This window comes from Nostoc sp. DedQUE05 (genome assembly GCF_034530955.1).
In the GTDB taxonomy this organism is placed as follows: domain Bacteria; phylum Cyanobacteriota; class Cyanobacteriia; order Cyanobacteriales; family Nostocaceae; genus Nostoc.
In genome coordinates, this window is sequence record NZ_JAVRCB010000027.1 from 80,589 (window position 1) to 94,623 (window position 14,035).

The 14,035-nt window shown below is 41.4% G+C and carries 11 protein-coding genes; 5 read left to right on the plus strand and 6 right to left on the minus strand.

Annotated elements, in window-relative coordinates:
• The first annotated feature begins 350 nt into the window (after nucleotides 1-350).
• The 3 genes from RMZ42_RS20330 (at nucleotide 351) to RMZ42_RS20340 (ending at nucleotide 5,080) form a co-directional block, all read left to right on the plus strand.
• Nucleotides 351-2,423 carry a serine/threonine-protein kinase gene (locus RMZ42_RS20330; RefSeq protein WP_322673098.1) on the plus strand — a complete coding sequence of 691 codons (2,073 nt, stop codon included), beginning with the start codon at nucleotides 351-353 and terminating at the stop codon, nucleotides 2,421-2,423.
• A gap of 252 nt (nucleotides 2,424-2,675) precedes the next feature.
• Nucleotides 2,676-3,938, plus strand: coding sequence for an O-antigen ligase family protein (locus tag RMZ42_RS20335; protein WP_322673099.1), 1,263 nt, complete (start codon nucleotides 2,676-2,678; stop codon nucleotides 3,936-3,938).
• Nucleotides 3,935-5,080: a glycosyltransferase family 4 protein gene (locus RMZ42_RS20340; RefSeq protein ID WP_322673100.1), complete on the plus strand. Its 1,146-nt coding sequence runs from the start codon at nucleotides 3,935-3,937 to the stop codon at nucleotides 5,078-5,080. Before RMZ42_RS20335 ends, RMZ42_RS20340 begins: the two co-directional genes overlap by 4 nt.
• A gap of 236 nt (nucleotides 5,081-5,316) precedes the next feature.
• Here RMZ42_RS20340 and RMZ42_RS20345 read toward each other — a convergent pair whose 3' ends face one another.
• The 3 genes from RMZ42_RS20345 to RMZ42_RS20355 form a co-directional block, all read right to left on the minus strand.
• Nucleotides 5,317-7,947: a chloride channel protein gene (locus RMZ42_RS20345; RefSeq protein WP_322673101.1), complete on the minus strand. Its 2,631-nt coding sequence runs from the start codon at nucleotides 7,945-7,947 to the stop codon at nucleotides 5,317-5,319.
• A 210-nt stretch (nucleotides 7,948-8,157) separates the two neighbouring features.
• The gene (locus tag RMZ42_RS20350; protein WP_322673102.1) at nucleotides 8,158-9,471 is read right to left on the minus strand and encodes a TldD/PmbA family protein; all 1,314 of its coding nucleotides are present in this window, start codon (nucleotides 9,469-9,471) and stop codon (nucleotides 8,158-8,160) included.
• Between the two features lie 387 nt (nucleotides 9,472-9,858).
• Nucleotides 9,859-10,719: a Tab2/Atab2 family RNA-binding protein gene (locus RMZ42_RS20355; RefSeq protein WP_322673103.1), complete on the minus strand. Its 861-nt coding sequence runs from the start codon at nucleotides 10,717-10,719 to the stop codon at nucleotides 9,859-9,861.
• Nucleotides 10,720-11,007: 288 nt separating this feature from the next.
• On the opposite strand from RMZ42_RS20355, the gene RMZ42_RS20360 reads away from it, so the two are divergent.
• On the plus strand, nucleotides 11,008-11,340 hold the full coding sequence (locus tag RMZ42_RS20360; protein WP_322673104.1) for a DUF433 domain-containing protein: 333 nt from the start codon (nucleotides 11,008-11,010) through the stop codon (nucleotides 11,338-11,340).
• Entirely contained in the window at nucleotides 11,337-11,582 is a 246-nt protein-coding gene (locus tag RMZ42_RS20365) for a DUF5615 family PIN-like protein (RefSeq protein ID WP_322673133.1), read from the plus strand. The genes RMZ42_RS20360 and RMZ42_RS20365 overlap by 4 nt, the downstream gene beginning before the upstream one ends.
• Nucleotides 11,583-11,730: 148 nt before the next feature.
• Here the strand turns inward: RMZ42_RS20365 and RMZ42_RS20370 are convergent, their stop codons facing one another.
• The 3 genes from RMZ42_RS20370 to RMZ42_RS20380 all read right to left on the minus strand — a co-directional run.
• On the minus strand, nucleotides 11,731-12,378 hold the full coding sequence (locus RMZ42_RS20370; protein WP_322673105.1) for an HAD family hydrolase: 648 nt from the start codon (nucleotides 12,376-12,378) through the stop codon (nucleotides 11,731-11,733).
• Between the two features lie 165 nt (nucleotides 12,379-12,543).
• Nucleotides 12,544-13,737 carry an NAD(P)/FAD-dependent oxidoreductase gene (locus tag RMZ42_RS20375; RefSeq protein ID WP_322673106.1) on the minus strand — a complete coding sequence of 398 codons (1,194 nt, stop codon included), beginning with the start codon at nucleotides 13,735-13,737 and terminating at the stop codon, nucleotides 12,544-12,546.
• 97 nt (nucleotides 13,738-13,834) lie between these two features.
• Nucleotides 13,835-14,035 (minus strand): hypothetical protein (locus RMZ42_RS20380; RefSeq protein WP_322673107.1); only part of this gene is annotated, 201 nt, incomplete at its 5' end.

Sequence of the window (14,035 nt, forward strand, 5' to 3'; positions counted from 1 at the left end):
AATCGGAAAAATTGTATTTTCAATTTAGACTACTAGAGGAAATCTCAATTTCGTAGGTATATACTGAGCTACAAACTTAAATTGCTGCTTTTCGGAATTTTGCCTAGATATTTTTGTAAACCTGACTAAATTGCTCATACAAATGTAATACACAAGCAGACCTGACGCCCATCAATTCCTCAAAAGGCATCGCTCAAACACAATTTTTTCAATTTATCTAAATTGTTCAATACCTGATGAGGTAAGGAAATTGAAGATTTGTATGCTGTCTCAGTGATATTTACTAACAACAGAGATTATACTGCATGACTTAAGATGAATATATACCCCAACTGAAATGGATTCCCAGTATGCTCTGTTGTGTGAATCCCGATTGCCAAAAACCCTTAAATCCTGATAAAAACAACTATTGCCACAGTTGTAGAGCGGAATTGATACCCCTGCTAGGAGGTCGCTATCGTCCCACTCAGGTTTTATCAGACGAGGGTGGATTTGGTAGAACCTATCTAGCCAAAGATATACACAAACTGAATGAATGCTGTGTTGTTAAGCAATTTGCGCCAAAACTTCAGGGAACTGGGCCGCTAACTAAGGCCGTTGAACTATTTAAACAAGAAGCGAGCCGACTGCAAGAACTGGCAGAACATCCACAAATTCCAACTTTATTGGCTTATTTTGAGCAAAATAGCTATCTCTTTTTGGTGCAGCAGTTTATCGATGGGCAAAACTTGCTCAAAGAATCGGAAACGCGGGCAAACTATAACGAAACGGAGATTCGCCAACTTTTGCTAGATTTACTGCCAGTACTGAAGTTTATCCATCTGCGGGGAGTGATTCACCGAGATATCAAGCCACAGAATATTATTCGCCGTCAAAGTGACGGGCGATTAATCCTCATTGATTTTGGAGCTTCCAAGCTGTTGACAGCAACAGTGTATACAAGAATGGGCACTGTGATTGGCTCACACGGTTACACTGCACTTGAACAGATGCAAGAGGGAAAAGCTTACCCAGCCAGTGATTTATTCAGTTTGGGGGCTACTTGTTTTCATCTCCTGACTGGGGTTCGCCCATCTCAACTGTGGATACACCAGGGTTATGGTTGGGTTGCATCTTGGCGGCAACATTTAACCAGTTCAGGTAGGGACGGGATTTCTATATCTGTAGAGTTGGGTGAAGTTTTGGATAAGCTGTTGCAATTAGACATCCAAAAGCGTTATCAATCGGCTGATGAAGTCATCAATGACTTGACACCTCAAATACCATCATTGTCATCAGTGCCCCCAACTATACTGACAACAACATTTGCAGCTCCCCCAGCAAACAAGGTGCTAGTTTCACCAAAATCAAATAACAATCTGAAAAGTCAACTGCTGTTAGGTTCTAGCATTTTAGTGTTGGGATTAGGGGGAGTTTGGTATTTTCAGTCTCGTCCCCAGATAGTCAGCGAGGCTCCTCAACCTATTTCTCAGCCTGTTTCTCAGCCTATTCAGCCCCAAAAAAACGTCTCAGAAAATTCTTATTCACCCAAACCCTTCAAGGGGCATTCTAGTGACGTGAATTCCGTAGCTTTCAGTCCTGATGGTACAACCCTTGGCAGTGCCAGTGATGATAAGACAATCAAGCTATGGAATCTGACAGGTGGACAGGAAATCCGCACTTTAGAAGGACATTCCAATTGGATTTGGACTATAGCTTTCAGTCCTGATAGCAAAATCCTCGCTAGTGGCAGTGCGGATAAAACAATCAAACTGTGGAATGTGGAAACAGGAAAGTTAATTCGCACTCTGGAGGGAAATAGCGATGGAGTTACTTCTGTAGCTTTCAGTCCTGATGGCAAAACCCTTGCCAGTGGCAGTGCTAGTAAGGATATGAAAATCAAACTGTGGAATCTGGAGACAGGAAAGTTAATTCGCACCTTAGAGGGACATACCAGTGGTGTTGCATCTGTAGTTTTCAGTCCTGATGGTAAAACCCTTGCCAGTGGTAGCTGGGATAAAACAATTAAATTGTGGAATCTGGGAACAGGAAAGTTAATCCGCACCTTAGAGGGAAATGCAGAGTCGATTCTTTCAGTCGCTTTTGCTCCTGATGGCGTCATCCTTGCCAGTGGCAGTAAAGACAAGACAATTAAATTGTGGAATCTGAAAACAGGAAAGTTAATCCACACCTTAAAAGGACATAATGATAAGGTTAATTCTGTCGCATTTTTGCGAAGCGTAGGTTCAAATGGTATCACCCTTGTAAGTGGCAGTAGTGACAAGACAATCAAACTTTGGAACCCAGTCACTGGAAAGGAAATTCGCACTTTGGAGACAGGTTCTGGATATATTTATGCCGTTGCCATTAGCCCAGATGGACAAACCATTGCCGGTGGTGGAAGTGGTGAAAACATTCTCAAAATTTGGCAGATGATTAATTAAAAATATCTGATAGTTGTAGATTCGGAATACATTGCGACTTTTTTGGGTTCTACCTGAGAAAGAACATTTAGCTGTGCAAAAATACCAAATTAATCCTAGCCTCAAAAGATGATATTGGCGAAGACTGTATTATGGTAATATTTTCTACGTGTTGGGGATTATAGCTTGAAAAAAATATCAAAATCTATCCCCAATTCGCCAAAAGTGGGTTATATAGGTTTGATTTTTTTTAATATCTTTAAATAAAAGGTTATGATTAATATATTTTTTCTACTCATACTATTTTCTTCACTTTTAGGGCGAATTAAATTTCCCGGAATAAATATTGGTATTCATTATTTATTACTTCCGGCATTTAGTTTTGGAATCATTAGTTTATCTTTAAAATCTATACCAGAAGTTGTTAAGAAGCATAAAATAATTGTGATATCTATAAGTCTCATGTATTTATGGATGTGGTTTTCCTCATTAATAAGCGATTTTCCAAATATTGCTATTACTTATAGTCTAAAATACTCAATTTATTACATATTATTTCTTGCTTTTCTAATATTAACCTTTAAGAATATAACCGCATCATCTTTAACATTTTATTATCGTTGCATATTATACTTACTACAGATAATTGCAGGTTTGGGTTTTTTAGAGGTTTTACTTCCCAACAACTGGATTTTTAAATTATTAAAGTTTCCTAGCTTTTATCCTGAGATTGGTTCGATTATGCAAAACCCTAATCAGTTTGGGGTCATAGTCGCCATTGGATTATGTTTAAGCCTGATTTTAGAAAAACAGAATAAAATTTCTAAAATTGAATTACATATAAGCGAATTCATTTTTCTAATTCCCTTAGCTTTATCTGCCAGCGGGAATGGTTGGGTAATTTTTATAATTGGGATGTTTCTTTTACTGATATATCAAATTATTAGTTTGAGAAAAATGATTTATCTAATCAGCTTGTTGTTTTTATTCATTGTAACTGCACCAGTTTCTACACGGAGAATTGGTTTGGCAGATAGTAAAATATTTCCATTAACTAATATATTTTTAGAAAATTCAAGTTCGGTCAATCCAAATCAAAAAAAGATTCCTACTCTTATGGGAACAGGTTTTTCCAGGTTTCAAATGTGGCAGGCAGCTATTAATGAAACTATTAAAAGACCATTTACTGGTATAGGTATAGGAGTTTTTCCAGACCAGATAGGAGTGAAAGTTTGGGGAAAGAAAAGTTATCACGCACATAATATATTTTTAAATGTGTCAGCAGAGCAAGGAATTCCTGGATTATTGTTATTTACTAATTTTTTAGCGAGGATAGCATTGAAAGTTAAATATACTAATCCTTTAATTACTGTTCCGATTATTATGTTTTTAGCATCTCAAATTCCAGATGTTTTTACTGAAGACTATACTTTTACAACTATTGAGTTTTATTTTATCGCAGCGGCTATCAATTCTCGAAAAGATGTTGTCACGCAATTAAAACCTGAAATTATTGAAAATGCCAAAACCCTATGAGTGCTAAACCTCGTCTTTACTTAATATTTCCGAATATATTTGATTTCAAGGGAGGTATTCAAGTTTACTCAAAATTTTTGCTGAAAGCTTTACAAGATATATATCCTGAAGCTGATTATGATGTGTTTCTCAAATACGATAAGTATAGTTTAAAACAGCCAGATAAATTGCAGTTTTTAAGTTCAACAATATTTCATTATTTTGGAGATTTACCAAAATTATTGCAACCAATTTTATTTGCCACGAAAATAATTATTTTAGCTATTATTCAACATCCCGTTATAGTGATTTCTACTCATGTTAACTATGCGATTGTTTGTTATATTGTCAAATTTTTTACTGGAACTCCTTACTGGGTCGTTGCTCATGGCTTAGAAGTTTGGGATATCGAAAATAAGGCAACAAAATTTGCTTTAGAAAAAGCAGATAAAATCATTAGTGTTAGTAATTATACTCGCCAGCGCTTGCTTCAAGATACAAATATTGATTCAGAAAAGATAGTTATTTTGCCTAATACATTTGATGCTAGTAAGTTTCCAATAAATTCTAAACCTACCTACTTACTCAAGCGATATAACTTAACAGATGAACAACCTGTAATTTTAACAGTAACGCGGCTAGGAAGCATGGCAAAATACAAGGGTTATGACCAAATCCTTCATGCTTTAGTTAAAGTGCGATCGCATCTTCCTAATGTTCACTTTATTCTTGCAGGTAAAGGAGATGATATACTTCGAATTAAAGCTTTAGTTACCAACTTAAATCTCCAAGATTGTGTGACAATTGCCGGATTTGTTCCAGAGCAAGAATTGTGCGATCATTACAATCTCTGCGATGTTTTTGCTCTGCCTAGTAAAGGAGAAGGATTTGGGATTGTTTTTCTAGAAGCTTTAGCTTGTGGTAAACCTGTTTTGGCAGGTAATCAAGATGGTTCTATAGATCCCTTGGCTGAGGGGAAGTTGGGATGTTTGGTCGATCCTGATAATGTTGAAGAAATTGCCGATAATCTAATTCAAATCTTGCAAGGTGATTGCTCTAATCCAGTAATTTACCAACCAGAATACTTACAGCAAAAAACTATTGAAGCTTTTGATTTTAGCCAGTTTCGGGAAAGTTTAGCAAAGTTAATTAGTAGTAATTAGTTACAATTTAATAAAATTTGGTGAAAAAAATGGACGATTCAGTATTTGTTATATTTCTCGCCTTTGGATTTATTTGGGTTTTGATGGGAGTTATAGGTTGGATTGCGTTTCTCAAATCTGAGGGTGAGGAAATTAAGTTTGGGAAGTGGGGACTTATAGTTGCTATTCCAATCTTAATACCAATAATTATTACTCTGATTATTGGTGTATTTTATCATTAAAAAACTCACTAAAATCTATGTTTTTTGTTTTTGAATCGCACCTCTAACCAAAATCACTGTACTCTCGACACCAGAGGCGATCGCTTCGGGAATATTACCTTGAATCGCTTGCTGTAACAATCCGTCGCGGGATGCTCCCAAAACTACAACGTCATAACCTTCGGTTTCCACTAAATTAATCACACCTTCTGCAACTGAATTAGCTTGCACGGGGAGAGCAACTACAGTACTCGACAATTTGCGACGACGCATCAAATGGCGAATGGCTTGTTCGGAAATTGACATATCTGGCTTGAGTTCAGATGGTTTAAACACCTGTGTCAGGCGAATTTTTGGATCGTTTCCCAATGTAATTAAAGCTGGTAGCAATTTAATTGCCAGTGGTGAATTGGGGCCACCAGCCACTGGAACTAGCCAACGGTTAAACTGGGGACTGGAAATTGGGGATTGAGTAGTGCCTAATTTTACTAATACGACTTCGCAGGTAGCTTGGCGAATTATGGTGTCAACAACGCTGCCAAAAATCCGACCAGGGGTAGATGTATTACCTTTCCATCCCATTAAAATTAGGTCGATGTGTTGTTCGTTGATTGTCTCCAAAATTGCCTGCGCCACATCGTGGGTAACTCGAATCTGCGTGTGTAAGGGAATTTTCCACTTTTTTGCTAAGACTTCTGCCTGTCGTAGCAAGCGGCGACTTTTTGCGGTTCTTACCTGTGTTTCTGATGGGGAACTGTGGCGGGGTATCAGCATCACTTGCACGCAATCTATTTCATAATGGCGATCGCGGGCAATAGCTGCTGCCATTTGTAATAAAACACCTGCTGTTTCGGGATTTGCTACGGGTACTAATAATCTACCTCTACCAATGCTGGGCGATCGCGTCTGGTAAACTATGTATGAAGGTTCTGGTCGCAGTTTCGGTGTCGCATTCTCACCATTGAGATGATCTGCTTCCGCCCGAATAATATCTGCACGAGTAATAATCCCAATCAGTTTTCGTCTATCTACCACTGGTAAGCGACTGATTTGATGGCGATCGAGTAAATATAGTACATTACTGAGGGTGTGAATTGGTGATACTGTCATCGGGACAGATGTCATAATTTCTTTTAAGAAAATATCGGCTAAATTGCGATCGTGAAATGTGTGGTTTGTACTCTCGCGGATTTTTAACAAGTCTGATTGCGTTACAATCCCCACTAACTTGCTATCTTCTACCACAGGGAAACCGCGATGATGGGAACGAGCAAAAGCTTGCATTGCTTCTTCCAGGGTCATCTCTGCATCTAGAGTTTCTACCCGTTCTTGCATCACATCTTTTGCAGTTAACTTGCTTAATGCTCCTTCCATCGCAACTTCTTTGGTGAGAGTAATCCCTTTTAACTCCAAAAGTTTTTCATAAAGCGAACCAGGCATTACCTTATCCGCAACCAGGTAAGCAGCGACAGAAACAATCATCAAAGGTAGTACCAGGTTGAAATCTGTAGTCATCTCAAAAACAATCACAATTGCTGTGATTGGCACTTTCGAGACAGCACTAAAAAATCCACCCATACCCGCTAAGGCGTAAGTCGTAGGAGAACCAACTCCGGTGATATATAACTCAGATACACCGATGATGTGTCCTAAGCAAGAACCCAAAATCAGACTGGGAGCGAATAATCCCCCCGGCGCTCCCGAACCAAATGCAATCAGTGTGAGGATGAACTGGGCCGCAAAGGCGATCGCGGCGACACTAGGATGGGAATTTCCAGTAATTAATGACTCTCGCAGTCCCGTATTATCACGGAACGATGGGGGGAGCATAGCCACGACAACACCAGAGATAAATCCAGCTAAAGCTACGCGCAAGGGCAAACTGATGTGTAATCTTTCGTAAAATTTAATACTAAAGATAATGCCGCGATTAAATAATGCACCAAACAAGCCTGCCAAAATACCTAACAGTATAAAAAAGGGAATTTCTGGGATGGAGAATTGGCTGGAAGATTTTACTAATTGCAAGTTAAGGTCAAGAGAGCCACCACCCAAAAGTCGGGATATCACTCCACCAATAAAGGAGGCGATAATGGCAGTTCCGAGAGTCAATCCTGATAAATCTTGGAGTAATTCTTCAACGATAAACAATACACCTGCGATCGGGGCATTGAAAGCAGCAGCCAAACCGGCACCCGCACCAGCTGCAATCATCTGCCGTCGATGATCTGGGGAAGTGGGAACCCAACGACTCATCCCTGCTGCCAAACCTGCCCCCACTTGGACAGTAGGGCCTTGCCGTCCCAGAGTCATGCCGGAACCGATGGCGATGATCGCACTAAGTAACTTCACACCTGCTACCCGCCAAGATAATGTCACAGGCACATTGGCCAGAGATGCTTTGACTTGTGGAATACCGCTACCAGAAGCCTCTGGTGCTAATCTATCCACCAACCATCCAGCCAGAAATCCCAGGACAAGACCAATTGCAGGTAGTACCAGCCATGCCGGCAAAAGGTGGGTAGTATGCACTCGCCATGTCCCCAGCCATCCCGATCCGACTTTTAGGAATACCGCAGATAGGGCAGCAACCAGACCGATAATACAGGCTTCGGCGATCGCTAAACCTCTTCTAGGCTGCCACCAGGTGCGAAAACGCTGATTCATACCAGTTTTGGATTTTAAATTTTGGATTACAAATCTTTCCTAAAAAGCTGTTTAGTGGAATCTTAGAGGATGGTTTAAAAGCCTATATCAAGGCTCATATCCCCGACTTCTTTAAGAAGTCGGGGATATTGTTATTCACAAATAATTTAGGATCGCTATACAAAAGCACTCTCCCCGATTACGAATTACGAATTACGAATTACGAATTATTTAATTGCTTCTTCCCGTAGTAGATAGCCCTTCTACGATCAGAGACGGAGTATAACAAGAACCATTCCAATCAACATCGTTGCCTAGTGTAACCAATTGCTTCAGCGCTGTGTAAACATTACCTGCAACCATCGTATCCTTAACACGCCCAATTACTTGACCATTTTGGACGCGGTAGCCTAAATCGACGTTAATCGAAAAATCTCCAGAAATACTGCCGCCACCACCCAACATTTGATCGACAATCAAGCCATCATCTAGTTGTTGAATCAAATCTGGTAGCGATGCCGATCCGGGCTGGATGAGAAAATTAAATAAACCAGGGGTAGGATAGCTACCTAAACCAGGGCGAAAACCATTTCCAGTGGTATTAGTACCCAGTTGGGAGCCAGTGGTGCGATCGCTATAGAAATGCTGTAAAGTTCCGTTTTGGATAAATACTAGAGATTGAGTTGGAGTGCCTTCATCATCAAAAGGGCAACTGTAAGGGCCAGCTTCAGGATCTTGGTAGATGGTGAGACTAGGTGCAACTACTTCCTTACCCAAACGTTCTGCCCAAGGTGAAGCTGCTTCTAAAACTCGCTTGCCATTCAAAGCGGCTTGTACAGTACCCCAAAGCATATCGGCGGCTTTAGAAGTGAATAAAATCGGGACACGACCAATAGGAGGTGAAATATTTTCACTCGACCAAATTAACCGTTGTAAAATTTGGTTAGCTAATCTCTCTGAGTCGAGTTCCCCCCGATTGGTTTGACCATCAGCAACACTTAAAAAATCATCACCACGCACCCATTCTGCTGATATATAGCAGCTGAGGGTAGTGTCTGTATAGTGACAATCTAAACCTTTGGTGTTGACTAGTCTGGTGGTTTCAATATCACATTCCCAGTCACCATTACATACAACATCGGGATAGGCATCACGAATGAGTGCGATCGCTTCTTTGCCCCAGTCCACCAAAACCTCTATCGGGAAACTTTCTCCTAAATCGGGGTAGTCAGGCTGAAAGTTAGAGCCTAATTCTACAGTTTCCGGTTGATTTAGTTGACTCAAAGCCAGAGCTTTTTCCACCATTACTTCGGCTAAGACAGAACCGTAAGCCACCGTCAGTCCCGGACGCCCGTTTCGCCAAAGCCGTAGTGCTGTGCCTTCAGATTGGTTAGTTTCTAGCTGTTTGAGTCGGTTTGCCTCAAAAAACACGGGACGAGAAAGCGATCGCGACTGATACACTTCAGCAGTTTCTGCTCCAGATTTTATAGCTAGTTCCAGCAACTGTTCGGCTAGTGTATCTTGTGACAAATTTTCAGAACCCATGACCCTTAGTGAATTGTGGATTTTGAACCGCATATCAACGCTATCTTTTGAGAAGTGCGATGTCTACGACGAGCTACGCCTACGCACTTTCCAATGATGAACGCAGATAACTATCCAAAAATCATCAGTGTTTCTTTACAGTTACGATTTGAAACCGCAGATCGACACTGATGGACGCAGTTAATTATCCCAAATCATTGTCATGTCTCAACGGATATTGTCATTTGTAATTGGGGATTGGGGATCGGGCATTGGGCATTGGGCATTGGGCATGGTTATTCTCCTTATCTCCCCAGTTCCCAATCCCTAGTCCCCAGTCCCCAGTCCCCAATCCCCAGTCCCCAGTCCCCAGTCCCCAGTCCCCAGTCCCCAATCCCCAGCCCATTTTCACAAATTAACCTCTTGCAACAGCCAAAAACCAGCAAAAGATTCTGCTTTGGGATCGGACTGTACGCCGATAAAATGTACTCCATTCGCTTTTTGCTTGGCTGCTTCAAAAGCTTTTGCTTCTGCTAAAATTTGAGGTTTTTTGATATTTGCCACAATCCAGCTTTCAGTTACACCAGTTTCTAAAAGCAATCTCGCCTCTTGGCTAGCGTCAAATTTTAAAAAAGCTAACTCCAAACCAGACATCCAGCCAGCCAAGGGTAGCGCTCTCGATGAGAAAATCAAAATACCAGGAATACGGGCTTCGGGTGAAACTTTCGCCAACTCTAAAGGGAAAGCTTCACCAAAACCAATTTCCCACTCTGGCATATCAGCAAAATCCGCAGCATCTAAGGTAACAAATATCCACTGCTGTCCTTCCAAAGCATCTGGTAAACGTTGTGGCAAAGGTTTTTCTAAGCGGACTGAGGGATTAGTCCCCCCTTGATACCCTGTCTCTTGAGGATACACTTCTTCCATCCGCTGTTCTAACCATTGATTGAGAACCAAAGTCCGGCGGCTAGGCTGGGCGGGAATACCCAAATCTTGGCAAGCTTTAGTAATCATATTGTTCATTTGGCGGCGGAAAAAGCGGATTTTAATTGGTGCTTTTCCAGCTTGGTTAATAGCCTCCTGCAATGCTGTCCGCAACCAGACCGAATTTACCTGGGTACTGGGACAATATTGAGCATAGCGAAACAAAGAGTCTACTTTTGCGCCGATATCCAAGGGGCTTTCGCAGACTAAGACTTCCCAAACTTTTTTTTGATTAGCGTCCAAAATCGGACGAGAGTAAAAATCGATTTCCCAAATACTGCCCATGTTTTGCGGTAAAAATCTGGCTGTTATGTTTTCCTGATATCTCGATCATACGAGTGTTGGGGCAGCAGGGGAATAAGGGAGTTGGGAGTGGGGAGTCGGGGCAAGGGGGATGAACGAGTCTTTGAGGTGGATAATATAAATACTAAGCATGTCAGACTTAGAGGTTTTATGTCCCTGACGCTTTAAAACTTGGAAAAAATGCAACAACAGTACAGTACCCCAGCGATCGCATCTAAACTATTCAATGGCAATTAAGATAATCTTAAAAGACCCTACAGAGGTAGATGAATGCAACTAAAAGATTATTTTGAGTTTTTAGACCCAGATGACATCCGTCTCAAAGGCCATCGCATTGGTATTGATAATGTGATTCAATATTACCTACAAGGATGTTCGCCGGAGCAAATTCTAGAAGAATTACCTTCCCTGAATTTGGAGAAAATTTATGCGACGCTTACCTACTATCTGCATAATCGTGTTGAAATAGATGCTTATATGTTGCGGCTAGCAAAGTGGCGAGAACAGCGCTATCAAGAATCATTAGCTAATCCTTCACCTTTGATGCAACGTTTAAGAGTATTAAAGGCGCAACGCGAGCAGGAGTTGCTAAACTCTTGGTGAAGGTACGTTTTCTCATTGATGAAAATTTGTCGCCCAAACTGAAGATAGCTGTTTTGCGCTTCAATCCAGCAATAGATATTCTGCGCGTAGGCGATGCCGAAGCACCACCATTAGGTACGCTTGACCCAGATATCCTGCGCTACCTGGAATTATCCCAACGAATATTGGTTACAGACAACCGCAAAAGTATGCCCCAACATCTGGAAGAACACTGGGAGATGGAGGACATATTTGGGGACTAGTTTGGTTGCGTTCCAGTGGGAACCTGAGTATTTGGGCAGAAACAATTTATTTGATTTGGGAAACGACTGAGGCAGAAGAGTGGATTGATAGATTAGATTGGATTCCACTTTAAAAAAAATTTGGCGTTGTTAAATTGAAAGTATCCCCTCATTTTCCACGGTCGATCCAAACACCTCTGAGTCCAGCTGCTTTAGCTGCATGATAATCTTCTACAATGCTATCGCCGATATGCCACGCTGCCTCTGGGGAACATTTATGTTTGTCTAAGGCAATGGCAAAAATTTGCGGGTCGGGTTTAGCTGCACGTACCTGGGTAGAAATGGTGACGGAGGTAAAAAACTCTCTCAATCCCAAACTTTGCAATACTGAGTAAATCCGAGAATCAAAATTGGACAGCACCCCCAGGCTAACTCCCAACCGCCGCCAGTTGATTAAAGCTGGTAAAACATCGGGATAGACAAACCACGGTTCGCCAGTGCCAAAGTGGATGTAAAGTTCGCTAAAAAAAGCCGAAAAGTCAGAAAATTCCTTGAGAACACCTGCCCTTTCAAAAGTGTTCAGAGCAATTATCCGCCACCAATCAAACTCGCGCTGGGGAATATCTTGCAGTTCTGCATCTGGAAATATCGGTGGCGGCGCTGTTTTAAAGCTTTGGATGAAAGCTGTATTCAATGTTTCGGCTGAAACTGTAACGCCAAATTCCTGGGCTATCTGACTATAAACTTCGCCCACACCACCTTTGACATCGAAAAGTGTACCCACAGCATCTAAAAAAATAACTTTCGGTTGTTCCATTAAAGTTTGAAAATTTTGAATGTTGAATTTTAGATTTTGGCTTATTAAGAGCTTCTGTGGGTAGAGTTTAGCATCTGCTAAGTAGATTGGCGGAAATTAAACAAATCATCGTAAATGTATTGGTTTTTTTACCAATGCTCAATTCGCAATTCCCAACCTTGAAAGTTACCTTGAAAGTGTTTCTATAATCGGACGGAATAGCCAATTAAAACCAACTTTCAGCTGATGGTCTAAAGTTGGCAATCTATATAAATAAGCAGCACGGCGAGCGACGTATGCCAAGGGCCCATCTAGTTTAATTCCCAAACCAGTGAGAGTAGCGTTGTCTATTCCTAGTGCCATCATTTCTCCTAACTGTTGGTAGTGGAAGGGAAGGAGGGGGCGATTAGTCAGAGTTGCCCAGATATTCCAAGCAGTATAATCAGCTTGTTGAAAAGCCGCTTGTGCCGTAGCGGGGACTTGCTGTCCTTCAGCATCATGACAGTCTGCTAAATCTCCCAAGGCAAAGATTTCTGGACGATCGAGGACTTGCAGATTAGATGTAGTGATGATTTGACCGCGCTGATTTTGCTTGAGAGGAAGAGATTTGACTACGGGCGCAACTCTAGTTCCTACAGTCCAAATTACCAAATCCACGGGAATCGTGTCTAACTGGTTTTTGTACTCTAGGGAAATGCTATTTTGCTCGATTGATTCTACTTTGGTTTCTAAGTCAATAAATACACCACGGGCATCTAATGCTTTCTTTGCTGCTTCCCGATTAAACTCTGGGGAAGTTCGCAAAATTTGGTCAGCGATTTCAACGATCCGAAAGCGTCCTCTTTCGCCTAGTCTGTCAGCTAACTTACAAGCTAACTCTACACCACTGTAGCCAGCCCCAACGATCGCTACCCGAATTTTATCGGCATCCGATTCTTCTAAAAATCGCAGGCGTTCTTCTAAACGATAAGCATCAGAGATGGTGCGGAATGTGTAGGCGTAAGCTGCCGCACCAGGGACTAAATCTAGCGGTGTCTCACCTCCTAGCGCCAGCACCAATCGGTCATAAGGGATTTCCGGGCCTTCTTGGATATTTACCCGTTGCTGGTCGATGTCAATTCCAGACACAACACCTTGATAAAAACGCACCCCTGTGCCTTGTAAAATTTCTTCAAAGGGTGGGGCAATTTCCCAGGTTTGCAGTTCGCCAGTGAGTAATTCGTAAAGTAAAGGAGAGAATAGGAAGCGATCGCTTTGATCTATTAGAACAATTTCGGGTTTTTGCGTAGATTCCCAAGGTAATTGGCTTAACCGCAAGGCTGTGTAGAGACCACCAAAGCCTCCACCAAGGATACAAATTCTAGAAGTTTGTTCAGTCATCTATTCTATGTTATGGAAGAATCAATATTAATTAGGCAACTAACTTCAGGGTAACTGAAAGTTTAGGTTTCAAAACCCTCCATTTGTATGAATGGTTTTAACATCGGTAACTCAACACTGCTTCGGTGAGACAAAAGGTGGATGAATGAGTCTTCGATCTGGATTCATCCAGTTCAAAGGTGGATGAACGAGTCTTTGATGTGGATTCATCCAGTTCAAAGGTGGATGAACGAGTCTTTGATATGGATTCATCCAGTTCAAAGGTGGATGAACGAGTCTTTGATGTGGATTCATCCAG